Source organism: Snodgrassella alvi (assembly GCF_002777745.1).
Classification (GTDB): Bacteria; Pseudomonadota; Gammaproteobacteria; order Burkholderiales; family Neisseriaceae; genus Snodgrassella; species Snodgrassella alvi_D.
Window position 1 is genome coordinate 21,602 of the sequence record NZ_MEIO01000053.1, and the last position, 24,294, is coordinate 45,895.

The window sequence follows — 24,294 nt, forward strand, 5'->3', positions numbered from 1 at the left end:
TCATGTAAATGCTGTAATCGCTACTTCAAATGCAAATCAGAAGTTGCATTGTGTAGTTGATTGGCTCGTCTGTTATTCAGCTCAGTCACACAAGCTAAACGTTGTATTTCAAGTGCATTGCCTGCTGCTGCTCCGCCCAGAGAGGAGGCAAATTTACACTGGGTATCACGATATCTGGCGAAATCTTGATTTGCAGCTATTAAATTTGCTTTGGCCAGACTAATGTACTTGGGTTTTTCATCCCACTTGGAAAGTGTGTTAAGCGCTTTCTGCTCAGCCTTTTGTAAAGCTTTCTGACTCTTTACGGCTTCCTTCTCCAGACATTCCCGCATTCCTGCCTGCGAAAAGGCGCTGCATTCCTCGCGCAAAGTCTGTTCGTCAAGAATAGTTGTAGTGGAGGTAGCCAAGGTTGTGATTGGTAATAAGGCTACCAGACATGATCCGATAAATTTTAGGCAATTCATTTCTTAGCCGTTTCTTTTTAAATGTTTTAATACATCATTAAGTGTTTCTGCGTATTTCTTATCACGATTTCCATTATATCGACTGGTTATCACTGCTGTAGATATGCTTTACCAGCCAGAGATGAGCGTCGTTTTGATGCTTGTTGATATTTCAATACCTGCCTCAGTTTAAGTTTACGCCCATCAATATCTGGATTGAGTGTTCTTAATACATCAGTTGTGGTATTTTTCTTCGCAATTGTTTTCCTGAGTGCCACCGGCTTCGACCGTAACCTGATAGATATTGGTATCAGTGTCTGAAATGGTTTGGTATGCAAATTTGGCCAATCGCTTAAGAAGATAGGCAATTCCTGCACGTATATTATGAATAGATTTGTTTTATAAATCACCAGATACATTTATCTGAATACTGTATTAAATTTTAATCATAACGATTTAGTTTGTGTTTTATTTCTCAATGAGTAAATTCTTCGATAATGTTATTGATATTTACTTTATAATGCAGTTATTGATTACTGGCAAAGATTTTTAATAGTATTTTATTTATGTGGATTAAGAGAGTTTTTTGTGGCGATTTCAAAAAGGGCCCAAGGGCATGTAATTGCACTGATCACTGTGTTTATCTGGGGAACGACTTACATTTCTACTAAAGTACTGTTAGCAGACTTCAAGCCGATAGAAATTCTCTTTTTCCGGTTTGTGCTGGGCTATTTTACGCTCTGGATTTTATCACCTCATTTTTTTGCCTGGCAGGGAATCAGGCAGGAATTGTTGTTTCTGGCTGCTGGGTTTTGTGGGGTAACCAGTTATTTTTTATTTGAAAATATTGCATTAACTTATACGACTGCCTCTAATGTGGGGGTGATTGCCAGTCTGGCGCCGGTGTTTACGGCCATTTTGGCCATATTCTTTTTAAAAGCGGAAATACCTCCTGTGCGCTTTTATATTGGTTGCCTGCTGGCTATTTTGGGGGTTGTATTGATTAGTTTTAATGGTAGGTTTGTGCTCTCTCTTAATCTGCTAGGCGATTTGCTGGCGGTTGTTGCTTGCCTGTTCTGGGCTGGCTATTCGATTTTGACTAAAAAGAGCAGTAACTATGATTACAATATTATTTTGCTTACCAGACGCTTCTTTTTTTATGGTTTGATTTTAATGTTGCCTGCTTTGTATATATTTGATTTTGAATGGGGACTATGGAGATTTGCTAAGCCGGACAATGCGTTTAATATTTTATTTTTGGGTTTGGGGGCTTCGGCAATCTGTTTTGCTTCTTGGAATTATGCAGTTAAATTAGTGGGTGCGGTTAAAATCAGTATTTATATCTATCTGGTACCAATTATTACTATTATTACTGCGATGCTTGTTTTAAAAGAATCTTTTACTTGGATTGCTGCGGTGGGGACATTGCTTACGCTTAGTGGTGTGCTGTTATCGGAAGGTAAGATAAGAATTAAAAAGAAGTAATCTGAATTTGATGGCAAGGAATTTAAATAGCTGAATAAGATATTTGTTCTGGCAATGTTTTTATTTTCTGAGCTTATTGTTTTTGTAATTAATTCAGCACAGCATTCTTAGCAGTACTACTCTTGTGGAAGCTGCTGAAATGCTGTGGTGTGCAGGTTTTCTTGGATGTCTTACTTGAGACTTTTTGCTGGAAAAGTGTATTGCAATAAGGTGTTGCTGATTCAGGGGTATGCAGGCTGGTAATTAATATGTAGGTACGCTGGCGTCAACTTCGCGCGACCATGCATCAATTCCTCCAGTAAGATTGTAAAGGTTTTCGAAGCCGGTTTCTTGTAGATACAGGGCTACCTGCATGCTCCGCATACCATGATGGCAGTACAGAACAATGGGTTTGTCGTCCGGTAATTCATTGTGACGCAAGGGAATCATGTTCATGGGGATATGGTTGTGACCCGGTATGGCTGCATACTGAACTTCGTTGTCTTCGCGTACGTCAAGTAATATAAAATCTTGATTCTGCTGTTGCCATTGCTGTAATTGGGTGGCGCTTAGTGTCTGGATGGTCATGGTGATAAATTGATGATGTGGGAAATTGATTTATGGTTTGAGTTGTGGAACCGGATTTGCTGGTTAGGTTGTAACAGTTCTGCTTTAGGATGCGAATGATACCGGTATTAAGCTGAATATTACAATGGTCGTCACGGGTGATAGGTGCAGGCTATTTGCTACACACTATTCTGACCGTGGTAGGTTGGATTGGTGGTGTGGCGACGATGGCAGGCAGGTTATTCTGCTTATTTAGGCTGCCATTTGCCATCACTGCCTTTGTGGTACACCTTTTCTACTGCTGCCCAGGCTACTTTAAATGCAATGGTTTCTGCATCGCTGTTGTCACGGCGTTTTTTCGGATCTTGATATTCTTCAATGGCATGGTTAAATGCTTCTTTAAAGATATCCTGTGCATGTGCGGGTAATGCCTGTCGTACTGCTGCTGGCAGGTCGGTGCGGGTTTGATAAGGCATGATTCTGTTCCTGCTCATTGGTTTATGCTTTAGTTAATACCAGAGTGATGGTTTAGGCAATAAGCTTGCTAAATATTATTTTGATTTTAATATATTTTAACTGTGGTGTTGCTGGTTTGTCGTTGGTTTAGGTGTGATGGTTGCGGACGATATTATTCAGGTTGTCGATATGTGGATTAAATAATTGATTTGTTTTTGTTATTTGTGTGATAGATCAGGATATGGAACTCAGATTATTTTGAGGCATTATGTATGACGGGCTGAATAGTTTGCTTAATACTGGTTATAAAATAAGTAGATATGAGGCAATATTGCTGATAGTGGTGGCTCTTAATATTTACAACCGGTAGTGAGTATGCTGTAAACAGGAGAAGTTGCACAGTTTGCAGGCGCAGCACAATTTGTGGCAATAACGAATTGTGCTGCTGGTATAAGTCTGAATTTAATCAGAATTTAAATCGGTTTGGTGCTGGTGCTTCTATGCTGTGCAAGGCAGGAGCTACTGTGTCAAACAGTATGGTTTCTTTGAATTGATTGTTTTGACGCTCAAACAGAATGGCACGCATTACTGGAGCTTCGCCAATAATGGCTACTATGCGGCCATCTTCAGCTAGCTGGTCGAGCAAGGTAGCTGGTAATTTTGGTAAGGATCCACCGACATAAATGGCACTGAAAGGTGCACCGGGCAGTTTGTCTGCCAGCCCATCGCAGGTTTTGTAGCTGATGTTGGTATAGTCGAGATCGCTAAGAACGGATTGGGCGCGCTGCTGCTGTTCGGCATCGATGTCAACGGTAATAACTTTGCCTGCTATTTTTGCCAGAATGGCTGTAGCATAGCCGGAACCGGTACCAATTTCTACAACGGTATCGGTTAGATTCAATTTCAATGCCTGAATCATCCGTGCTACTACTTTGGGTTCGAGCATTTTGCCGCCGTTGGCCAGTGCAAGCGACTGATCGGTATAGGCTACTTCCTGCTGCTGTGGCAGGACAAAGCGTTCACGTGGAATGTCGGACAACACATCCAGTAAATCGAAATCTAAAACGTCCCATGGACGGATTTGCTGCTCAACCATGTTGTAGCGGGCGATATTAAAATCCATAATGGCTCCGAATTGGTGTTGTTAGCCAGCGATACATATAATAAATCAGATAATAGATGTTGAGCTGGCCGAAGCAGATGCTTAGATAATCAGTTATGAATTATAAAACGATTTACATACTTACTATAATTTAATTTTGGTATATTTGCTTAATCAAGGGAACTTGGCAGGATGGAATTTTGGTTGAAATTGTTACACCTATGATAAAGATTAGTTTTTTTCATTGCTGCTACGAAGGTTCAGAGGATATCTATACTGCTCTAATTAAAAAGTGATTTCTATAATACAATTCTAAATTTTAGTATTATTTGTTTATATTGTTTGATTAATGGATAGTTTGCTGTATTCAGATAAATGATGATTCAGGCTGAAAATATGGGCTGATAAGCATTGAGAGTGAGGAGTTAGTTGATATAACCTATCTTCTGCGGCCAGTAGTGAGGTTTTTTCTTTAATCAAGGGTGTATCTGCGAGTACCGGTTTTAGAGAAATATGTTTGTATAAGGTGACTCTGCGTCCCTTTTGAATGATTGCTGAAAATTCGGTTTTTATGGATCTGAGGTGTCCATAGATGCTGTACCTTTAATTACTAATTAATTTAGTATCCATTAATTGCTCTGTCGCATGGTTACACATGCTTGCAGAGGAGGCTGGCGTAGTCTAAGTTGGCTAACCTTTGGGCTCCGACGCGTTATGATGGTGCTCAAGCTCAGTACAGAATGTATCAGTCCGCCAAGTTGTGGCTGCGTCCGCAGAAATTAAGTCAGACTATTGATGCAGTGACTGCTAACAAGGTTTTGCATAATCTGATAATGTATGAATATTGGATTAAAGGGTGTTCAGTTGATATCAATATCTTTGTAAATTCGTTTCGGTTTATTATTACGGGTCTTGATTGCAACTGAAGTAGCAAATGACTGCATTTATTTGGAGCGGGTACGCATTGAAGTTCTAGAAGACGGGGGAATTCGGTGCGTATAGGGGAGTGAGTATATCTACCTTATTTCGTTACTAAAAAGCTCAAATCTGAGTTCGGTGTATATCGGTTATATAAACAATAAATGTTATAAACTGGATGAATTATCGGGACTATCCAGAACAAGTACTTTTATCGCTATTTGAATCATTGTTCGGTTTTAGTCTATTAAAAATATTTATGGCTATAAAAAACTGAATGCTCAATCATATTTGGCCGGTAGTATGGGAGTGTCAGCTATTATGCAGTTTAGTCTGTGTGGTTATGGTGGCGACAATGATCAATAGTCTGTTTTAATACAAGGCTTATGGGTATGAATCAAGGAACTATTAGTATGTGGCAACAGAAATGGGTAATCGGTAACTGGAAAATGAATGGCAGTAATGTGGTTAACCGACAGTTACTGCAAGCGTTGCTGAAACCTGTGGATGCAGCAGCGGCGCATGTATATTGTGGTGTGGCTGTGCCGAATGTTTATCTTTCTGCGGCCAGTGAGTTTGTTGCGGGCTCAGCATTGGCGATTGGGGCGGAAGATGTGAGCCGTTTTGCTGCCAATGGTGCTTTTACCGGGGAGGTAAATGCACGAATGCTGGCGGATGTGGGGGCACAGTTTGTGCTGATTGGTCATTCGGAGCGGCGGCAGTATTTTCAGGAAGACAATGAAGAATTGCAGTCCAAGGTACAGAATAGTGTTGCGGCGGGCGTGCTGCCGATTCTGTGTGTGGGTGAAACACTGGCTGAACGCGAAGCCGGGCAGGAGCAGCAGGTGGTTAGTGCGCAACTGGCACTGCTGGCGCAACTGGGCTTGAAAGAAGTTGTGGTAGCGTATGAACCAGTGTGGGCGATTGGTACGGGTAAAGTTCCTGCTGTGGCACAGATTGCGGATATGCACGAGTTAATTTATCAGCAAATCTTGTCTTTATGTGGAGAAGATGTTAAAATCCGCGTCCTTTATGGCGGTAGTGTCAACGCTAGCAATGCGGTCGAAATTCTGGCTGTGTCACATGTTGATGGTGCTCTGGTTGGCGGTGCCTCTTTGCAGGCTGACAGTTTTACCGCTATTATTCAGGCTGCATATGCGCCTGCTTGATAAAAGTTGATATCATGGAAGCATTTAAAACCCTTATTTTAATCGTGAATATTTTCGCGGCGCTGAGTGTCATTGTGCTGGTGCTGATGCAGCAGGGCAAAGGTGCGGATGCGGGCGCAGCATTTGGTTCCGGTAGTGCTCAGGGTGTTTTTGGTGCAGCGGGCAATGCAAATTTCCTTAGCCGCAGCACCGCAATTGCTGCCACTATATTTTTTATTACTTGCTTGGCTCTGGGCTATATTTCTACACATCGGCATACTGGTTTGGATTTCAGTGATGTGAAGCAACAGCAGGTAGTTGTACCGGCTGCGGCCAGTGCACCAGCTGTGCCAGTTAAACCAGCACAAAAACCGCTGATACCGGAATAGAGAGTTTTTACAGTTAATTGCCGACATGGTGAAATTGGTAGACACGCCATCTTGAGGGGGTGGTGACCACAGGTCGTACGAGTTCGATTCTCGTTGTCGGCACCATATTTAAGATCAACAATTTTACTTCAGCATAAGATGATGTGTATGCCAGTAAAAATATGTTGTAGACTGCAATTTATATTGTTGGTTTTATTTTGATAATAGGGCAGCCTAGAAAGGCTGCCCTATTTATTTGTTTTTATAATAAATACGGCGCTGGCATGAGGTATTCGGCAGGCTGGTATAGGTAAAGTGTTGGTTGTAACTTATGCTGGTGCAGTGGCTTGTCTGGCTGGCTGATTATTGATGGTGTAAGTTTCTGGAAATGAGTTTAGATGACGAATACTGACCCTTTTGTATATTTAGAAGAGCTTGATAGTGAGATAACTCAGGCTTTTATTCAGCAGGCAGATGCTGCTGCACAGGCTGAGTTTGCTACGGGTACTGAGTATGCGGCAGTGCGTGACGATATCGTGACATTATTGCGAGATGAGCAGCAGATTCCTTTTTGTCAGGAACATCGTGCGCGTATGTATCATTTTTATCAGTCGGCTGAATTTCCGAAAGGGGTGTACCGGGTTTGCTCTGCGGCTAGTTATCGTGCGGGTTTGCCGGAGTGGGAGATTCTGTTTTCAGTTGCTGATTTTGACGCTCTGCTTAATGATGATGTGTATTTGCAAGGGGTGGCTCATTATGTGCAGGCACCAGAACATGTGTTAATCAGTTTGAGTGCCGGAGGTGCCGATGCTGCATATACAATTGAGTTTAATCTGGCTGAAGGTAAGGTGGTTGAAGGCGGCTTTCATTTTCCGTTAAGTAAAAGCATTATTAGTTGGCGGGATTCGGAAAGTGTGTGGGTATGTCCGGCATGGGACGAGCGGCAGTTAACTCAGGCAGGCTATCCGCGGCAGATATGGCTGATGCAGCGCGGGCAGTCTTTTGCTGAGGCGGTACCAATATTGGAAATACCCGCTGATGGTATGATGGCTAATGCCTGGCGTTATCTGGATAGTCAGGGGTCGCCGATTGATTTACTTGAAGCTGCGAGTGGGTTTTATCACAAGCAGTATTATCAGGTAACTGCGGATTTGGGGGTTAAGCCTCTGGCGTTGCCAGATGATTGTGAGCTGATGGGCTATTTGTATGGGCAATTGCTGGTGCAGTTACGCAGTGACTGGCGGCGTGCAAATAAATGTTATCCGGCTGGCAGTCTGGTGGCAGTGAGATTGCATAAAGGTGAACTGGGAGCGGCTGAAGTGATTTTTCAGCCAGCTCCTACTCAGGCGATTGAAAGTATTGAAACCACAAGACGTTTTGTACTGGTGTCGATACTGGATAATGTTCATAGCCGTTTGCTGGCTTGGCGTTTTGCGGAAAATCGCTGGCAGGAAGTTGTTTTGCCAAATTTGCCAGCTGGGGCGCTGGAAATTACTGATCAGCCATGGGGTGGCGATGTGGTGTATCTGGCCATCAGCAGCTTTCTTGAACCTCTGACACTATATACATTGGATGTACATCTGGGGGAGCTGTGTGTTATGCGCCGGCAGCCGCAGCAGTTTGACCCTGCGGGAATGCTGGTACAGCAGTTTAGTGCGGTTGCTCAGGATGGTACATTTATTCCTTATTTTCATGTTGGCAAAAATATGGATAAGGATACGCCAACGATTGTTTATGTGTATGGCGGCTTTGGTATGCCACAGCTACCTTATTATTTGGGTAGTATTGGCCGGCACTGGCTGGCGAAAGGTTATGCTTTTGTGCTGGCAAATATTCGTGGTGGTGGTGAATTCGGGCCGGCATGGCATCAGGCTGCTTGTGGGATTCGCAAGCATGTGAGTGTTGATGATTTGTTGGCAGTACTGCACGATTTATATGCTCATCATCGCGCCAGTGCGGTGCATACAGCGATTCAGGGAGGCAGTAATGGTGGTATGGTGGTGGCAGCAGCTTTCTGTCGTCAGCCGCAAAGTATGGGCGCAATGGTGTGTGAGGTGCCGTTAACGGATATGTTGCGCTATCCTTATCTGTTGGCAGGGTCTTCATGGATGGATGAATATGGAAATCCTGATGATTCTACTGAGAATCAAGCATTAAGACAGATTTCTCCCTATCATAATCTGGATAATTTGCTACATTATCCGCCGGCTCTGATTACGACTAATCTGCATGACGATCGTGTGCATCCAGCGCATGCATTGAAATTTTATGCCCGCTTACGTGAATTAAAACAGCAGGTATGGCTGGCAGCGCCGGATACAGGTGGGCATACCGGTGGCGGTACGCAGGAAAATACGGCGGCAGAACTGGCTTTGATTATGAATTTTTTATATAAAACTATTGTTAATAATGATTGAATATAAATCATATAGCTTGTGGCAAAAAATCAGGCTGTGCTAATATGGCTGCCGCTTGCTGTTTAATTTGCATCGGGTGATAAGTAAAAGTGCGCTGAAAATCGCTGAAAACCATGGAAAATACGGCAAAAGACGATTTGAATGGAAAACTCTATTTTTATTAGGTACAATAATATCAACAACTAAAATGTTGATTAATTCAATTAACCCTGTCCGCACTAGTGCCGGGCAAAGTAAAGAAAGATCGGACAATGGATAACAATATCGAACAACGTGTGAAAAAGATTGTTGCAGAACAATTGGGTGTGAGTGAAACTGAAGTAAAAAACGAATCTTCTTTTCAGGAAGATCTGGGTGCTGACTCACTGGACACCGTTGAATTGGTAATGGCACTGGAAGAAGCCTTTGGTTGCGAAATTCCAGACGAAGAAGCGGAAAAAATTACTACTGTGCAGCAAGCTATTGACTTTGTTAGCGCTCACTTGAATTAATTCCGTGTAGTGTTGGTCAAATTCAAATTCCTCTGTCGAAATAAGGTGTATTTTTTCGCCTGATTCGGTAGAGGTTTTTTTCTTACGAGCAAATTATGAGTAAAAAAAGAGTAGTCATTACCGGCCTGGGTCAGGTATCTCCTGTGGGTAATGATGTAACCACAGCATGGCAAAATCTACTTGCAGGTAAAAGCGGCATTGGCACTATTACCCATTTTGATGCTTCGTCTTTAGCTTGCCGGATTGCCGGTGAGGTTAAGAATTTTGATGTTACCCAGTACATCAGCGCTAAAGAAGCACGTAGGATGGATTCTTTTATCCATTTTGGTGTAGCGGCTGCTTTGCAGGCAATTTCAGATGCTGGACTGGATGATATACCGGGTCTGGATAAAACTCGGGTAGGGGTGAATATTGGTGCCGGTATTGGTGGTTTACCTGCAATTGAGGCTACTGCTCGGTCTGTTGTAGAGCACGGTGTGCGCAAAATAAACCCATTTTTTATCCCCAGTTCGCTGATTAATCTGATTTCCGGCCATGTTACGATTTTGAAAGGCTATCAGGGGCCAAGCTATGGTATGGTTTCTGCCTGTACTACCGGTGCACACAGTATTGGCGATTCTGCTCGTTTGATTAAGTACGGAGACGCAGATATCATGATCGCCGGTGGTGCCGAAGGCGCTATCTGTGAGCTGGGTGTAGGTGGTTTTGCTGCAATGAAAGCGTTGTCAACCCGCAATGATGACCCGACTACAGCGTCCAGACCTTGGGATAAGGATCGTGACGGCTTTGTTATGGGTGAAGGTGCTGGCGTGATGGTGCTGGAAGAGTATGAACATGCCCGTAAACGTGGCGCCAAAATTTATGCTGAGCTGGTTGGCTTTGGCATGAGCTCAGATGCCTATCATATTACTGCACCAAATACTGAAGGTCCGGCACTGGGCGTGACGCGTGCACTGAAAGATGGTGGCCTGAATCCGGAAGATATTGATTATGTGAATGCACATGGTACGTCAACACCACTGGGTGATGTGAATGAAACCAATGCATTGAAACTGGCTTTAGGTGAGCACGCTCAAAAGCTGGTTGTGAATTCAACCAAATCTATGACTGGCCACCTGTTAGGCGGCGCCGGCGGCGTAGAAGCTGTATATACGGTAATGGCTATTCACACTCAAAAATCTCCGCCAACCATTAATATTTTCGAGCAGGATGTTGAGGCAGGATGTGATTTGGATTATTGCGCTAATGAAGCGCGTGATTTGCCGATTCGTGCGGCTATTTCCAATTCATTTGGCTTTGGCGGTACGAATGGTTCGCTGGCGTTTAAACGCTTTGAGGATTAATCATTCTTAGAATCTGCTATGGACACAGGTTGTCGATGAGTAGGCAGCCTGTGTTTTTGTATCGGCTGATTACGCTTAAGTTGCATGGTTTACTGTGGTAACTGCTGTTTGCTGTGTGAGTATGTTGTGTGCAGGTTTGGCTGATTTGGTGTGTATTCTGTCTGGGTTGATTGCGGTTATGCAATATCGTGCAGCCTAATACTGAATTTTTGGATACAATGTGCTGCCAGTAGCTATATTTAATCTAGAGGTGATGCTCCTGCCTGATATTTTTAAGGTGGTATCACATTTTGCACGTGGTTTAATGTTAGCTAGTGGTCAAAGAAATAGGTAGTTATCTGCCGGTAGTTTGTTAAAGGGAATCTTTGTCATGAATATTGGTGTACTGGGTGCCGGTGCATGGGGAACAGCACTTGCTATTCATTTTGCCTTGCATTCGCATAAAGTATGGCTATGGACACATAATGCCCAGCATGTACAACAATTACAACAGGAACGGGTAAACAAACGATATTTGTCTGATTTCGTTTTACCGGAAAATCTTTCTGCTGTTGATAAGTTTTCACCGGCAGACTTGATTATTATTGCCACACCGGTGGCCGCATTGCGTGAAAGTGCGCAGAAACTGGTGGCTGCCGGCTTGGGTGAGGTGCCGGTAATTGCTGCCTGTAAAGGTTTTGAACAGCAAACCGGCTTGCTACCGCAGCAGGTATTGGCAGAAGTTATGCCGGCGAATCGGTGTATCGGGATATTATCCGGCCCGAGCTTTGCGCAGGAGCTGGCGCAGCAGTTGCCTTGTGCGGTTACTTTGGCTTCGGAAAATTTTGTCTGGATTCAGGAGCTGGCCGCTACGCTGAATAATACTGTTTTGCGCCTGTATGCTAATGCTGATGTAATTGGTGCGGCAGTTGGCGGGGCTGTGAAGAATGTTATGGCTATTGCCACAGGAATTGCTGATGGGCTGCACTATGGCATTAATGCCCGAGTGGCGTTAATGACACGCGGAATGGCAGAAATTTTACGTCTGAATCAGGCTCTGGGTGGACAGGCAACTACGTTGATGGGTTTGTCAGGTATGGGGGATTTGATTCTTACCTGTACTGGTTCATTGTCGCGTAATCGCAGGGTAGGTTTACTGCTGGCAGAAGGAAAATCGCTGCCTGAAGCGTTAACTGAGCTTGGACATGTTGCCGAAGGTGTATATACTGTGGAAGAAGTGTGCCGGCAGGCTGCTTTACTGGAAGTAGATATGCCAATTGCCAATATTTTGCAGCAACTGTTTCAGGGGCGTACTGAAGTACAGGCGATGGCGGAAATATTGATGGAACGTGCGCCCAGAGTGGAATAAGAATTAAGTGTTATGACAAAAACAACTTAACTGGCGGATGGTAAATCAGGCAACCATACTGCGTATTTTAAGGATGGAAGCGGGTAGGGAATGGAAAATCAATTAGAACAATTGGAAGACTACGTCAAACGGCTGGTAATACATTTTAATTCTCTTTTAGCTGAAAAGCATCAGTTGACCCAGCAGTTATCAACTGTAAAAAAACAGTTGCAACAACAGGGTGAAAATTTTCAGGCAGAGCGTGAACGAGTACGAAAGCAGCATGAGCAGGAAAAATTTCATTTACAGGAAAGCATGCAAACTACGATTGATGAACTGATTGCTGAAAAAAAACGCTATACTACGGTGTTAAAAGCATCCAGTGATGAATTACAGCGATTGCTGCAACACTTACCACAGGTGCAGGAGGATTTTAATGGATGAAATTCAACAGGTTCGTGTGGAAATTCTAGGACGTCCTTTCAATATAGGTACGCCTAGAAGTGAGCATGAAACGTTGATGCAGGCGGTAAAGATGCTGAATGAGAAAATTACTGCCATTCAGAGCTCTGGACGGATTGTTGAAACAGATAAAATTGTGATTATGGCTGCCCTGAATCTGGCGCACGATTTACTTAAACTTACGATGAACGGAAATTTGGCAGTCGGAGATTTCGAGCGTAAAATACAGGACATGATCCAGTTGTGTGAAAGTACACTCACACTTGTGGTAAAATAATCTTTCTTTCCCCTGCTGTGTTCGTAAGGACATATATTCCTTTGAACCAATAATTCGCTTTTTTTGGCGGTTGGGTAATGGTGGGCGTGAGCATTCCTTGTGAATGAACCCGAAACCATTCGATACTGCCAGCCTTGTCCTCAAGGTTCAAGCGGATGGCGTCCAAAGCGGCACATGTGGGGGATACCTGTTTGAACGGGCTGCCTGATGATTTCAGGCAGCCTGTTTTTCATTGTAGGAGCATTTAGTGTATTGGATGCTGTGGTATTGTTCTTGGTGATGGCATGCTGATTACGAAGCTTGATTGATATTTATTGCACTTGTTTAATACTGCTAAAGGATGATTTTCTTTATAAAAATCCAGATTAACTGGAATTTTCCTGTTTTTGGAAAATGCAGTTTGTGCTTATATTAAGCGTTGATGCGTAAATCTATGCTAGTTGTCCTGTATGCTTGTGATGCTTATTCAGTGATGTTTGTTTTGTGATTACTAGATAATAAATCAATCAGTTTTAAACCAGATTATAGCTGTGTGATTGACCAAATCAGGTAGAATTAGTGCTGTGATGATGTGTTTGAGCATTGGCTTGAATGCGCTGAATATTGCTATTTTATTTTTCCGTGTGTGTTGCTGGTGAGGTTTCCAGCTTGGCATGCTTGTTTTATCTCTTTTTTATTTCCGATAAGCCAGACAATCATTGTTCTGGCATGAAAAGTGCTATGTCTAATAGTTTTCCCTATATTCCGCTGCGTCTGCATACTGAGTTTTCTATTGAAGATGGTATTGTGCGGATTAAAGAAGCAGTTAATCGTGCCAGTACTCTGGGAATACCGGCGCTAGGTATCAGTGATTTGATGAATGTGTTTGGCATGGTGAAGTTTTATAAGGCCTGTCGTAATGCTGGTATCAAGCCTGTCATGGCGGTAGATGTGCGTGTGGAAAATCCGGAACAGCCGGATAAGCCTTTTCGCCTGATGCTGGTGGTAAGAAATCATGCTGGTTATCTGCGTTTGAATGAATTGCTGACTGATGCATATGTAGGTGAAGACCGGCATCCGTATCAGCCTCTCATCCGGCAGCAATGGCTGGCAGAAGGAGATAACAGTGGACTGATTTGTTTGTCAGGCGCGCAGTATGGTGAAATTGGACAGGCTTTGCTGGCGAATAAACCAGAATTGGCTGCACAGGCATGTGCCAAATATCAGCGATGGTTTGGTGACCGCTTTTATCTGGAAATTCAGCGTTTGCCGGAACGTCCGGAATGGGAAGCAGTGGTGGCAGGCAGTGTGGCGCTTGCTACTGAGCGACAGTTGCCAGTGGTGGCTACGCATCCGGTACAGTTCATGGACGCGGATGATTTTCATGCACATGAAGCAAGGGTGTGTATTGCCAGTGGTTATGTGCTGGCAGACAAGCGCCGTCCGCATGATTTTGTACCTAGTCAGTATTTTGTGACACCGGAAGAAATGGCCGCGCGCTTTGCCGATATTCCTGAAGCATTGGCTAATACGGTGGCGATTGCGCAGTGTTGTAATTTGACGCTGACTCTGGGTAAACATTATCTGCCACTATTTCCGACACCTGAAGGGATGACGCTGGATGATCTGCTGATACAGCTGAGTAATGAGGGATTGCAGGAACGTATGGCATTTCTGTATCCGGATGAAGCCGAGCGGGCACAAAAAATGCCTGAATATCAGCAACGGCTGGATTACGAGCTGGGAATTATTGTCCAGATGCAATTTCCGGGTTATTTTCTGATTGTGCAGGACTTTATTAACTGGGCCAAGCAGAATGGCTGTCCGGTTGGTCCGGGTCGTGGTTCTGGTGCCGGTTCGCTGGTGGCGTATTCACTGAAAATTACTGATTTGGATCCGTTGCGTTATAACTTGCTGTTTGAACGTTTTCTGAATCCGGAGCGGGTTTCAATGCCGGACTTTGATATCGATTTCTGTCAGGAAAACCGTGGCCGTGTGATTCAGTATGTACGTCATAAGTATGGTGTGCCTGCGGTAAGCCAGATTGTGACTTTTGGCACGATGTCATCTAAATCTGTGGTACGCGATGTTGGGCGTGTGCTGGATTTACCTTTCGGGCTGTGTGATCGTTTGTCCAAGCTGATACCGGTTGAAGCAAATAAGCCTTTGAGTCTGACCAAAGCTATGGAGGCGGAACCACAGATTCGGCAGTTATTGCGCGAAGAAGAAGCAGAAGAATTGATGACGCTGGCGCTGAAACTGGAAGATTTAACTCGCGGTTTGGGTATGCATGCCGGCGGGGTGCTGATGGCACCCGGAAAAATTGCCGATTTCTGCCCGATTTATCAGGCAAGTGGTGATGATGCCTCTCCGGTTTCTATGTTTGATAAGGATGATGTTGAGCAGATTGGTCTGGTGAAATTCGACTTTCTTGGACTGCGTAATTTAACGATTATCGAGATGACGCAAAAGTTTATTTTCGAGACTACCGGGCAGAAGGTTGATGTAAATCATATTCCGCTGGATGATGCCGCTACTTACGCCAATATTTTTGCCAAAGGCAACACTACGGCAGTATTCCAGTTTGAGTCGGTAGGGATGAAGAAGATGCTGGTGACAGCACGTCCGACCAAATTTGAGGAAATTATCGCGTTTGTGGCCTTGTACCGCCCGGGGCCGATGGATCTGATTCCCGACTTTATCCGGCGTATGCACGGTGAAGAAAAAGTGGAATATCTGCATCCCAATCTGGAACCGGTACTGGATTCCACTTATGGGGTGATGGTGTATCAGGAACAGGTGATGCAGGCGGCACAGGTTTGCGGTGGTTATACGCTGGGTGGTGCCGATTTACTGCGGCGCGCCATGGGTAAGAAAAAGGTGGAGGAAATGGTGAAGCACCGTGCCATTTTCGAAGCTGGTGCCGCAGAAAAGGGTATAGATAAGCAAACAGCCAACGAAATTTTCAATTATATGGAAAAATTCGCTGGTTACGGTTTCAATAAGTCGCATGCTGCGGCTTACGCGCTGGTATCGTATCAGACTGCCTGGCTTAAATGTCATTATCTGGCTGAATATCTGGCGGGTACGATGTCCAGCGAGTTAACCAATACTGACCAGCTGAAAATCTTTGTTGATGACGGTATTGAAAATGGTATTACTTTCCTGCCACCCAGTATCAATGAATCGTTTTATCGGTTTACACCAAATAATAATAAGCAGATTCGTTATGCACTGGGTGCGATTAAAGGTACGGGTGAGGGGGCGGTAGAAGCAATTGTGCGTGCCCGTGAAACAGGTGGTGCGTTTACTGATCTGTTGGATTTCTGCCAGCGCGTCGACCGCCAGCATCTGAACCGCCGCACTATAGAAGCTCTAGTACGAGCCGGTGCATTTGATGAGCTGAATCCGAATCGTGCCCAGTTGCTGGCCAATATTGGACTGGCGATGGACAATGCAGAACAGGTGGCAGCCAATGCTAATCAGGGTGGCTTATTTGATATGGTGGAAGATGCCATAGAGCCCTTGCAAATGGAAGAAGTGGCTCCGTGGTCACTGGCGGTAAAACTGGCGGAAGAAAAGCAGGCAATGGGCTTCTATTTTTCCGGACATCCTTTCGAACCTTACGCTGATAAGGTACGCGCACTGGTAAGTAGTAAACTGGCGGCACTTAAGCCATCCAATAATAAGCAGAAAGTGGCCGGTTTTGTAACTGCGGTGCGTTATATTATGGGTAAACGCGGTAAATTTGCCGTCGTGCAACTGGAAGATGGAAGTGCCAAGCAGGAAGTAGTGGTGGCTGGGCAGGCATTGGAAGAATATGGTGCCAGTCTGAAGGCTGATCAGGTATTGATTATGGAATGCAAGGTTGCGGTAGATGAATACAATGGTGGCGATGGCTTGCGTATTACTGCTGATGATGCGTTTACGCTTGCTGAAGCCTGTGCCCGTTATGCGCGCAGTCTGCAATTGCATATCGCTGCGGACACACCAGTTAGTCAACTGGCGGCGCTGTTACGGCCTTATTGTGAGCAGCAGGCGCATGTGCCACTGAAATTCTGCTGCCAGTATCAGCAGGCTTATGGGGAATTGCGCGCGGATAAAAGCTGGTTAATCAAGCCAGAGGCATCTTTATTCGACAGTCTGTATGCTTTACTGGGTGACGAAGCAGTGCAGGTAAGTTTCTGAGTGTGATAACAGACAGTAGCTGGTGTCAGGAGTGAGCACGGCTACTGTTGTTTTGCTGATATTTTTAGCAGACTATCCTGAATAGTAGCAAAATTATCTTTTATTATTGATGGCATTATCCAGTTCCTGTTGCCGAGTTCTGACCATATCTTCGAGTCCTTTGATACGTTCCTGATAGTGTACATAATTGCGTTCATTGCCTAGGCGTATTTTTTTGCCTTCTTCTAAAGCTTTCTGAGCATCAGCAAGATTTTTTCGAGCGGTGGCAATGGCGGCGTTGTTGGACTGGCTGCTGGCAGTCGTGTCTCTGGTACTATCTGTGCTATTGATTGTGGCGGCTTTATAGGCGGGAGTTGTTGAAAAATTTGCGCCCAGATTGCTGGCTGGATGACAGTTTTTCCCTTTAGGAATTTCTGCATAGCTGTGGTTGCCACGGCTATCGATACATTCGTACACTTGTGCTAGCGCGGAAGCACTCATCAGGGCGCACATTGCTGTCATTATTAAGCGTTTTTTCATAATTTATCCTTTGTCTGAGTTTTACATACGGCCAAGTTCTCGCTGGATAGCCTGAATATTCTGCTGTCGGTCGAGTACAACACTTTGCAGCTCAGTAATGTTACCGCCTTTGCCGGTACGGCTGCGGTTAAGAGCCTCTTGTGCCTGCGCTAAAGCGTTGCGTTCATTGGCCAATTCCTGTTGCAAAATAGCACGACGGGTATTGTCGCTGCCTTTAGGAATGATGTTAACTGTGGGTTGCGGGCCGCTGTAGGCAGTGGCTACACGGGTTGCAGGACGCGGGCGGCTACGTATTGCGGCTGAAGAGCTGCTGCGATAGCTGGAACGACTGTTGCTGTAGCTGCCGATAGGAGGCAGATTGGCGACTGCACAGTTACCCTTTAATTTAGAGGTATAGACGATTTCGCCATTTTCAAGACAGGTATAGACTTTAGCACTGGCACTCTGAACTATGAGCAGGCCGCTAGTGAGTATCAGCAGAGGGAGAAATTTGTTGTATGTCATTATTAGACCTTGTACAGCATTAATTAGTTGTTCAGGTTGATATCTTCTACTTGTTGTTGCCATTCAAGCCATTTTTCTTCAGTTTGGGTTAATTTTACTTTGAGCTCGGCTAATTGGGTAATGATTTGTTGCAATTTTGTCCGGTTTTCGTCAAGGTAGGCTTGTTCGCTGGCTAAAAATGCTTCGCATTGTTGCTGCTGCTGTTGCCAGTTTTGCATGTCGCGCTCGGCTTTTTCGATGTTTTTCAGTAAAGGTTTAATTAAACGGGCGCGTTCTTGTCGTTGTTGTGCTTCAATGCGTTTTTGTTCTTTACGGTTGGGGGTGTTATTGGAACTCTGTAGCTGTTCGTTGTTGTGCTGTTCCTGCGTTAAGCGCCACTGACGGTAGTTGCTCAGATCGCCATCAAAATGTTTGAGCTCGCCCTGATTGAGATAAATTAAGGCATCGGTAGTGGATTCGAGCAGGCTGCGGTCGTGGGAAACAACGATCAGTGCCCCCTGAAAACTTTGCAGGGCAAGTGTCAGGGCATGACGCATGTCCAGATCAAGATGGTTGGTTGGCTCATCCAACAGTAACAGGTTGGGCTTCTGCCATACAATCATGGCCAGTGCCAGACGTGCTTTTTCACCACCGGAAAAAGGTGCAATCGGCTGTAAGGCCATGTCACCGATAAAGGCAAAGCTGCCGAGAAAGTTGCGGATTTCCTGTTCGCGCACTTCGGGTGACAGTTGCTGAATATGCCAGACCGGGCTCTGGTCGGCACGCAGGGTTTCGAGCTGGTGTTGGGCAAAGTAGCCGATTTTAAGTTTTTCAGCGCGTATAATCTGGCCGCTTATCGGTTGCAGGCTGCCGGATATGGCTTTGATAAGTGTGGATTTACCGCTGCCATTCACGCCCAGAAGACCGTAACGGGCACCAGATTCTACAGACAGATCAATATTGTGCAGAACGGTATTGTTACCATAGCCAATATTGATATGTTCCAGTTTCAGCAGGGGATTAGGCAGATGGTCGGGCTGGGAGAATTCAAAGGAAAATTCGCTGTCCAGATGTGCAGGTGCGATACGTTCGAGCCGTGCCAGTGCTTTGATGCGGCTTTGTGCTTGTACAGCTTTGGTGGCTTTGGCTTTGAAGCGGTCGATAAAGGATTGTAGATGCTGGATATGCGCTTGTTGCTTGAGATAGGCTGCTTGTTGCTGTGCCAGTCTTTGTGCACGTTCCTGCTGGTAAAAGTCATAGTTGCCACCATAGAGTGTAAGTTGCTGTTGTGCCAGCTCTACGGTTTGGGTGGTAGTGGCGTTGAGAAAGTCGCGGTCGTGCGAGATGATTATCTGGGTGGTATCTAAACTGGCCAGATGCTGCTCGAGCCATAAGACTGTTTCCAAATCCAGATGGTTAGTGGGTTCGTCCAGCAGAAGTAAATCGGTACGGCACATCAATGCCTGTGCCAGATTCAGGCGCATGCGCCAGCCGCCACTGAATGATTTTACTGGCTGCTGCTGTTGCTGCTGTGAAAAACCAAGGCCGTTGAGTAGTTTGGCGGCACGTGCTGAGGCACTGTAGGCACCGATTTCGTCCAGTCGTGCATGATATTCTGCCTGTTTGATACCATCGTTGCAGATTTCTGCCTGTTGCAGTAGTTGTTGTAGTTCCTGTAATTCACTGTCACCCTGCAAAACGTAATCCAGAGCAGGAGTATCTAAGGCCGGAGTTTCTTGTTTGACGGTAGCCAGTTGCCAGTGTTTGGGTAGGCGTATGTCTCCGCTGTCGTGGCTGATTTTACCTTCAAGCAGGGCAAACAGGCTGGATTTACCAGTACCGTTTTTGCCAATCAGGCCGATGCGTTGGCCGGGATAGATGGTCAGGTTAGCGTTATGCAGAAGTTGTTTACTGCCACGCTGTAAGCTGAGGTTTTTGATTTCAATCATATTAATCAGTGCGATGGAATAGTGTGCTATCAGGGCTTGGTATTACTGGACAATCTGGCTTAATGGCCAGCGTGGCTTTACGTTGAAACTGGCTGCTGGCTGCGCACTGTCCAGATGCATGGCTCCGGCAAAAGCAATCATGGCACCATTGTCGGTGCAGTAGGACATTGGAGGAAAGAATGTACGCACTTTGGGTAGGCTGCTGAGGCTCTGGCGCAACTGCCAGTTGGCGCCTACGCCACCAGCAACAACCAACTGCTGGTAGCCAGTCTGTTTTAGTGCTTGTTTGGCTTTACTGGTGAGTACGTCTACTACGGCATCCTGAAATTCGCGGCAGATGTTATTGCGAATTTGTTCTGGCAGCTTTTCGCCGCAACCGGTTTCTGCACGAATTTTGTTTACAGCGGTCAGTACAGCAGTTTTCAGACCGGAAAAACTCATGTTCAGATCGTGTGAATGCAACATCGGGCGTGGAAAATGCAAGCTATCTGGTTGTCCCAGTCTGGCCAGTTCTGACAGCTTTGCACCACCTGGATAAGGCAGACCAAGCAGTTTGGCGGTTTTATCAAAAGCTTCTCCGGCGGCGTCATCGATACTTTCTCCAAGCAGGGTATAGTCGCCGATACCTTTTATCGCCATAAACTGGGTATGTCCGCCGGAAACCAGCAGGGCAACAAAGGGAAAGGTCGGTTTTTCTTCGCTGAGCAGCGGCGATAACATATGGCCTTCAAGGTGGTGTACTGGAATGATGGGTTTGTTCAGAGCAAACGCCAGTGCGTTGGCAAAGCTGGCACCAGCCAGCAAGGCGCCGCCCAGACCCGGTCCTTGTGTATAGGCAATGGCATCGATGTCTTGGTAGGTTTTGCCGGCCTCTTGCAGGCAGGCATGAGTAAGCGGGGTGAGACGGCGGATATGGTCGCGACTGGCCAGCTCGGGTACGACGCCACCATATTCAGCATGCATGGCAATTTGTGTATGTAGCTGATGCGCCAGTAGCCCATGCGTGCTGTCATAGAGAGCAACGCCGGTTTCGTCACAGGATGATTCGATTCCCAATACCAACATGTTTGAATACTTGAATTTTAAGCAGTAAAGCGGGTTATTTTACCTGTTTTGTACGCTTTCGTGGTCAGACTGGCAGTATGGGAGAGCAAATGTTTTATAATAAATGGCTACGTGGTTCGCAAACTTCCCACGTCAGGCGGCTGGAAAAAGGGTTTTCTGGTTGGTTCTGAAATCAAAACTAAGGAATCTGGATAATGAAACAACATGCTCGAGCGCTGGTGATTTTTTCCGGCGGTCAGGATTCGACTACCTGTTTATTGCAGGCGATCGCGACTTACGGACGCGAGAATGTACAGACGATTACTTTTCAGTATGGCCAGCGTCATGCGATTGAGTTGAAAAAAGCGCGCTGGATAGCGCAGGACTTAGGTGTGGCGCAAACGGTGATGGATTTATCACTGTTACAAAGCATTACCCATAATGCGCTGATGGATGAGCAGCAGGAGATTGAGGCACCTGCTGAAGGGCTGCCGAATACCTTTGTTGACGGGCGCAATGCACTGTTTTTACTGTATGCAGCGATTTTTGCCAAGGGGCAGGGTATTCATGATGTGATTGCAGGGGTATGTGAAACCGATTTTTCCGGCTATCCGGATTGCCGTAATGTGTTTGTGCAGTCGATGAATGTAACGCTGAATCTGGCGATGGATTATGAATTCAGACTGATTACGCCACTGATGTATCTGGACAAAGCGCAGACGTGGGCGCTGGCTGATGAGCTGGGATATCTGGATTATGTGTGTGAACATACGCATACCTGTTATAACGGGGTGGAGGGCGGCTGCGGTGAATGCCCAAGCTGTGTGTTGCGTGAACGGGGTCTACAGACTTATCTGGCGCAAAAAGCTGTTGTTTAACATGAGTTTGTTACTGCTGTTAGCTTTGAATTAAATTTTTTTACGCGAATAAGCCTGTTTTGCATGGGGTTTACATGGTACAAACGCGTGCAGACAGAAAAGGTATAAATATGAGTGATAATCTGAAAACCAGTATTATTGAATTTCCACTGGATTTCCCGATTAAGGTAATGGGTGCGCAGCATCCTGAGTTTGCGGCCACGATTCTGGAAGTGGTACAGCAACATGCGCCGGAAACGGCCGCAGCAGATATTAATACCCGCCCGAGCAGTAAGGGTAATTATATTAGCGCAACGGTCATTATCCGCGCGGAAAGTCAGGTGCAGTTGGACAATATTTATCGTGCTTTAAGCAGCCATCCCATGGTGAAGGTTGTATTATGAAGGTTGTGCAACTGGGCTTGCGCGCTTATCAACCGGTTTTTACGGCGATGCAGGATTTTACTGCGAATCGCACAGCCGAAACGGAAGATGAATTATGGGTAGTGGAGCATCCGCCGGTATTTACGCAGGGGATGGCTGGCCGGCCGGAACATATTCTGGTGCATGATGAAATTGAGGTGGTGCAGATTGACCGTGGCGGACAGGTGACGTATCACGGTCCGGGACAGTTAGTGGTGTATACGCTGATTGATTTTAAGCGGCGCCATATTACGGTACGGGAACTGGTGACTCGGCTGGAGAACAGTATCATTGCCACGCTGGCTGATTACAGCATTGCCGCGGTGAACGATCCTAAACGTCCCGGTGTTTATGTAAACGGCCGAAAAATTGCTTCGCTGGGGTTGCGTATCAAGCAGGGCGCGGTATATCACGGTCTGGCACTGAATGTAAATATGGATCTGACACCGTTTACTCATATCAATCCGTGTGGCTATGCCGGTTTACACATGACTCAGATTGCTGATCTGACAGAGCCCTGTCCAGCGCTGGCTGAAGTTGCCGAACGTTTAACCGGCTACCTGCCTTTGCAATTGAATGCACCGCCGCCTGAGCGGCCATCTATACAGAAAGTTGTATTATGAATCAAGATAATAGCCAAGGAGTAAAACACAAAGGTGCGGAAAAAACTGCGCGTATTCCGATTAAGGTTGTACCACTGGAAGAAAAACTGAAAAAACCAGAGTGGATTCGGGCGCGGTTGCCCAGCAGTCAAAAGTTTTTTGAGATCAAAAACATTGTTCGTGAGCAGAAGCTGCATACGGTATGTGAGGAAGCCAGTTGCCCAAATATTGGTGAGTGCTTCAGCAAGGGCACGGCAACGTTTATGATTATGGGCGATATCTGTACCCGCCGCTGCCCGTTTTGTGACGTGGGGCATGGCCGTCCGAATCCGCTTGATCCTCAGGAGCCGAAACATCTGGCCGCTTCGGTGAAAGCGATGAATCTGCGTTATGTAGTGATTACTTCGGTAGACCGTGATGATTTGCGTGATGGTGGGGCACAACACTTTGCAGATTGCATTAGTGCAATTCGCGAATCCAGCCCGCATACCCAGATTGAGGTGCTGGTACCGGATTTTCGTGGCCGTCTGGATACGGCGCTGGATATTCTGGCACAAACTCCACCAGATGTACTCAACCATAATCTGGAAACGGCTCCGCGACTGTATAAACAGGCGCGACCCGGGGCAGATTATCAGCATTCGTTGAAGTTGCTGAAACAGTATAAGGCGTTACGACCTGAGGTGGCGACGAAATCCGGTTTGATGGTGGGGCTGGGTGAGAGTGATGAAGAGATTCTGGAAGTGATGCAGGATCTGCGTGCACATGATGTGGAAATGATTACCATCGGCCAGTATTTGCAGCCCAGTAACGGCCATTTGCCGGTATTGCGCTATGTTACGCCGGAACAGTTTAAAGTATTTGAAAAACGCGCCTATGAAATGGGCTTTAAGCATGGGGCAATCGGGGCGATGGTACGCTCCAGTTACCATGCTGATGTTCAGGCTGAGCACGCTGGTGTGGTCAGTGAATAAAATGTAACGGGGGAGATGCTTGCATCTCCCTTTTTTTATCTATAGGCAGTATGGGAAAAGAAAGATGACTGGATAATGGACATTATTACTTAGGTGTCTGATGTTGAGGTGAAGCTCTCGGAAAATATGTTTTCCGAATGCAAAAGCGGGAAGACATGACAAGATTTTGGACGTACTGCCAGTATTGCAGCCATAGGGTAATAGCTGGCAGGATTTTAAAGATAGCGAAACTTTTTAGGTTGCTTGCCGGCGAATTCTTCAAGGTGAGGGGAACTCAGAATCCTGTTTATCTCGGTACTTATGATCAGGAATAAATTTATTTGAAAGATTGTCTTAAATATCGTTGAATTAAAATATTAACTGATTATTATTCTCATACAAGTGGCTTGCAGATGGCATGATTTGTGCCTTCTGCAAATTTTTTTGCTTTTTAAAGCTTGATTGCCATAAATGTGTAATTTGGTGAAATATGGCATCTTTTCAGCCGAATGCCG

The 24,294-nt window shown here is 45.5% G+C and carries 22 protein-coding genes, 1 tRNA gene and 1 other RNA gene; 16 read left to right on the forward strand and 8 right to left on the reverse strand.

Going from position 1 to position 24,294, the window contains the following annotated elements; translation table 11 throughout:
* Positions 1-20 precede the first annotated feature (20 nt).
* Entirely contained in the window at positions 21-464 is a 444-nt protein-coding gene (locus tag BHC51_RS07445; RefSeq protein ID WP_100153702.1) for a lysozyme inhibitor LprI family protein, read from the reverse strand.
* Positions 465-1,031: 567 nt separating this feature from the next.
* Here BHC51_RS07445 and BHC51_RS07450 point away from each other — a divergent pair.
* Positions 1,032-1,928: a DMT family transporter gene (locus tag BHC51_RS07450; protein ID WP_218966395.1), complete on the forward strand. Its 897-nt coding sequence runs from the start codon at positions 1,032-1,034 to the stop codon at positions 1,926-1,928.
* Positions 1,929-2,171: 243 nt separating this feature from the next.
* Here BHC51_RS07450 and BHC51_RS07455 read toward each other — a convergent pair whose 3' ends face one another.
* The 3 genes from BHC51_RS07455 to BHC51_RS07465 form a co-directional block, all read right to left on the reverse strand.
* A complete protein-coding gene (locus tag BHC51_RS07455; RefSeq protein WP_100124282.1) occupies positions 2,172-2,495 on the reverse strand; it encodes a rhodanese-like domain-containing protein in 324 nt (107 codons plus the stop codon).
* A gap of 227 nt (positions 2,496-2,722) precedes the next feature.
* Positions 2,723-2,950 (reverse strand): ChaB family protein, encoded by a 228-nt coding sequence (locus tag BHC51_RS07460; protein ID WP_100099166.1) that lies wholly within the window; start codon positions 2,948-2,950, stop codon positions 2,723-2,725.
* Between the two features lie 446 nt (positions 2,951-3,396).
* Positions 3,397-4,053 carry a protein-L-isoaspartate O-methyltransferase family protein gene (locus tag BHC51_RS07465; RefSeq protein ID WP_100153703.1) on the reverse strand — a complete coding sequence of 219 codons (657 nt, stop codon included), beginning with the start codon at positions 4,051-4,053 and terminating at the stop codon, positions 3,397-3,399.
* A 1,289-nt stretch (positions 4,054-5,342) separates the two neighbouring features.
* Here BHC51_RS07465 and tpiA point away from each other — a divergent pair.
* The 11 genes from tpiA (at position 5,343) to dnaE (ending at position 16,950) form a co-directional block, all read left to right on the forward strand.
* A complete protein-coding gene (tpiA, locus tag BHC51_RS07475) occupies positions 5,343-6,119 on the forward strand; it encodes a triose-phosphate isomerase (RefSeq protein WP_257384791.1) in 777 nt (258 codons plus the stop codon).
* Positions 6,120-6,133: 14 nt separating this feature from the next.
* Positions 6,134-6,487: a preprotein translocase subunit SecG gene (secG, locus tag BHC51_RS07480; protein WP_100099170.1), complete on the forward strand. Its 354-nt coding sequence runs from the start codon at positions 6,134-6,136 to the stop codon at positions 6,485-6,487.
* A gap of 19 nt (positions 6,488-6,506) precedes the next feature.
* A tRNA-Leu gene (locus BHC51_RS07485) sits at positions 6,507-6,592 on the forward strand.
* Between the two features lie 272 nt (positions 6,593-6,864).
* Positions 6,865-8,883 carry an alpha/beta fold hydrolase gene (locus BHC51_RS07490; RefSeq protein WP_100135310.1) on the forward strand — a complete coding sequence of 673 codons (2,019 nt, stop codon included), beginning with the start codon at positions 6,865-6,867 and terminating at the stop codon, positions 8,881-8,883.
* 251 nt (positions 8,884-9,134) lie between these two features.
* On the forward strand, positions 9,135-9,374 hold the full coding sequence (gene acpP, locus BHC51_RS07495; RefSeq protein WP_100099172.1) for an acyl carrier protein: 240 nt from the start codon (positions 9,135-9,137) through the stop codon (positions 9,372-9,374).
* 95 nt (positions 9,375-9,469) lie between these two features.
* The gene (fabF, locus tag BHC51_RS07500) at positions 9,470-10,717 is read left to right on the forward strand and encodes a beta-ketoacyl-ACP synthase II (RefSeq protein ID WP_100099173.1); all 1,248 of its coding nucleotides are present in this window, start codon (positions 9,470-9,472) and stop codon (positions 10,715-10,717) included.
* A 370-nt stretch (positions 10,718-11,087) separates the two neighbouring features.
* Positions 11,088-12,065, forward strand: coding sequence for an NAD(P)H-dependent glycerol-3-phosphate dehydrogenase (locus BHC51_RS07505; RefSeq protein ID WP_100099174.1), 978 nt, complete (start codon positions 11,088-11,090; stop codon positions 12,063-12,065).
* Positions 12,066-12,155: 90 nt separating this feature from the next.
* Positions 12,156-12,488: a hypothetical protein gene (locus tag BHC51_RS07510; RefSeq protein ID WP_100099175.1), complete on the forward strand. Its 333-nt coding sequence runs from the start codon at positions 12,156-12,158 to the stop codon at positions 12,486-12,488.
* Positions 12,481-12,783 carry a cell division protein ZapA gene (locus tag BHC51_RS07515; RefSeq protein ID WP_100099176.1) on the forward strand — a complete coding sequence of 101 codons (303 nt, stop codon included), beginning with the start codon at positions 12,481-12,483 and terminating at the stop codon, positions 12,781-12,783. The genes BHC51_RS07510 and BHC51_RS07515 overlap by 8 nt, the downstream gene beginning before the upstream one ends.
* A 6-nt stretch (positions 12,784-12,789) precedes the next feature.
* A non-coding RNA gene (gene ssrS, locus BHC51_RS07520) (6S RNA) lies at positions 12,790-12,970 on the forward strand.
* Positions 12,971-13,503: 533 nt separating this feature from the next.
* Positions 13,504-16,950, forward strand: coding sequence for a DNA polymerase III subunit alpha (dnaE, locus tag BHC51_RS07525; RefSeq protein WP_100153706.1), 3,447 nt, complete (start codon positions 13,504-13,506; stop codon positions 16,948-16,950).
* Between the two features lie 93 nt (positions 16,951-17,043).
* Here dnaE and BHC51_RS07530 read toward each other — a convergent pair whose 3' ends face one another.
* From BHC51_RS07530 to tsaD, 4 genes are read right to left on the reverse strand one after another with little or no spacing between them, the layout of a single operon-like run.
* Entirely contained in the window at positions 17,044-17,469 is a 426-nt protein-coding gene (locus BHC51_RS07530; RefSeq protein WP_100153707.1) for a DUF4124 domain-containing protein, read from the reverse strand.
* A 21-nt stretch (positions 17,470-17,490) separates the two neighbouring features.
* Complete coding sequence (locus BHC51_RS07535) at positions 17,491-17,973, reverse strand: hypothetical protein (RefSeq protein WP_100124275.1); 483 nt, start codon at positions 17,971-17,973, stop codon at positions 17,491-17,493.
* Between the two features lie 23 nt (positions 17,974-17,996).
* Positions 17,997-19,901 (reverse strand): ATP-binding cassette domain-containing protein, encoded by a 1,905-nt coding sequence (locus tag BHC51_RS07540; protein ID WP_100153708.1) that lies wholly within the window; start codon positions 19,899-19,901, stop codon positions 17,997-17,999.
* A 42-nt stretch (positions 19,902-19,943) separates the two neighbouring features.
* Complete coding sequence (tsaD, locus tag BHC51_RS07545; protein ID WP_100153709.1) at positions 19,944-20,966, reverse strand: tRNA (adenosine(37)-N6)-threonylcarbamoyltransferase complex transferase subunit TsaD; 1,023 nt, start codon at positions 20,964-20,966, stop codon at positions 19,944-19,946.
* 194 nt (positions 20,967-21,160) lie between these two features.
* Between tsaD and queC the strand changes: the two genes are divergently transcribed.
* From queC to lipA, 4 genes are all read left to right on the forward strand, one after another.
* Positions 21,161-21,823, forward strand: a complete 663-nt coding sequence (gene queC / locus BHC51_RS07550) for a 7-cyano-7-deazaguanine synthase QueC (protein WP_100153710.1) — start codon at positions 21,161-21,163, stop codon at positions 21,821-21,823.
* A 110-nt stretch (positions 21,824-21,933) separates the two neighbouring features.
* Positions 21,934-22,206: an HP0495 family protein gene (locus tag BHC51_RS07555; RefSeq protein ID WP_100099191.1), complete on the forward strand. Its 273-nt coding sequence runs from the start codon at positions 21,934-21,936 to the stop codon at positions 22,204-22,206.
* A complete protein-coding gene (gene lipB, locus BHC51_RS07560) occupies positions 22,203-22,847 on the forward strand; it encodes a lipoyl(octanoyl) transferase LipB (RefSeq protein WP_100153711.1) in 645 nt (214 codons plus the stop codon). The genes BHC51_RS07555 and lipB overlap by 4 nt, the downstream gene beginning before the upstream one ends.
* The gene (gene lipA / locus BHC51_RS07565) at positions 22,844-23,800 is read left to right on the forward strand and encodes a lipoyl synthase (RefSeq protein WP_100135315.1); all 957 of its coding nucleotides are present in this window, start codon (positions 22,844-22,846) and stop codon (positions 23,798-23,800) included. Before lipB ends, lipA begins: the two co-directional genes overlap by 4 nt.
* The last annotated feature ends 494 nt before the right edge of the window (positions 23,801-24,294 follow it).

Coding starts and splice junctions, on each gene's coding strand:
- BHC51_RS07460 (WP_100099166.1), bottom strand. CDS start 2,950: ATGCCTTATCAAACCCGCACCGACCTGCCAGCAGCAGTACGACAGGCA.
- secG (WP_100099170.1), top strand. CDS start 6,134: ATGGAAGCATTTAAAACCCTTATTTTAATCGTGAATATTTTCGCGGCG.
- fabF (WP_100099173.1), top strand. CDS start 9,470: ATGAGTAAAAAAAGAGTAGTCATTACCGGCCTGGGTCAGGTATCTCCT.
- queC (WP_100153710.1), top strand. CDS start 21,161: ATGAAACAACATGCTCGAGCGCTGGTGATTTTTTCCGGCGGTCAGGAT.
- lipA (WP_100135315.1), top strand. CDS start 22,844: ATGAATCAAGATAATAGCCAAGGAGTAAAACACAAAGGTGCGGAAAAA.
- tpiA (WP_257384791.1), top strand. CDS start 5,343: ATGAATCAAGGAACTATTAGTATGTGGCAACAGAAATGGGTAATCGGT.
- acpP (WP_100099172.1), top strand. CDS start 9,135: ATGGATAACAATATCGAACAACGTGTGAAAAAGATTGTTGCAGAACAA.
- BHC51_RS07465 (WP_100153703.1), bottom strand. CDS start 4,053: ATGGATTTTAATATCGCCCGCTACAACATGGTTGAGCAGCAAATCCGT.
- tsaD (WP_100153709.1), bottom strand. CDS start 20,966: ATGTTGGTATTGGGAATCGAATCATCCTGTGACGAAACCGGCGTTGCT.
- dnaE (WP_100153706.1), top strand. CDS start 13,504: ATGTCTAATAGTTTTCCCTATATTCCGCTGCGTCTGCATACTGAGTTT.
- BHC51_RS07515 (WP_100099176.1), top strand. CDS start 12,481: ATGGATGAAATTCAACAGGTTCGTGTGGAAATTCTAGGACGTCCTTTC.
- BHC51_RS07535 (WP_100124275.1), bottom strand. CDS start 17,973: ATGACATACAACAAATTTCTCCCTCTGCTGATACTCACTAGCGGCCTG.
- BHC51_RS07540 (WP_100153708.1), bottom strand. CDS start 19,901: ATGATTGAAATCAAAAACCTCAGCTTACAGCGTGGCAGTAAACAACTT.
- lipB (WP_100153711.1), top strand. CDS start 22,203: ATGAAGGTTGTGCAACTGGGCTTGCGCGCTTATCAACCGGTTTTTACG.
- BHC51_RS07490 (WP_100135310.1), top strand. CDS start 6,865: ATGACGAATACTGACCCTTTTGTATATTTAGAAGAGCTTGATAGTGAG.
- BHC51_RS07455 (WP_100124282.1), bottom strand. CDS start 2,495: ATGACCATCCAGACACTAAGCGCCACCCAATTACAGCAATGGCAACAG.
- BHC51_RS07530 (WP_100153707.1), bottom strand. CDS start 17,469: ATGAAAAAACGCTTAATAATGACAGCAATGTGCGCCCTGATGAGTGCT.
- BHC51_RS07555 (WP_100099191.1), top strand. CDS start 21,934: ATGAGTGATAATCTGAAAACCAGTATTATTGAATTTCCACTGGATTTC.
- BHC51_RS07510 (WP_100099175.1), top strand. CDS start 12,156: ATGGAAAATCAATTAGAACAATTGGAAGACTACGTCAAACGGCTGGTA.
- BHC51_RS07505 (WP_100099174.1), top strand. CDS start 11,088: ATGAATATTGGTGTACTGGGTGCCGGTGCATGGGGAACAGCACTTGCT.
- BHC51_RS07445 (WP_100153702.1), bottom strand. CDS start 464: ATGAATTGCCTAAAATTTATCGGATCATGTCTGGTAGCCTTATTACCA.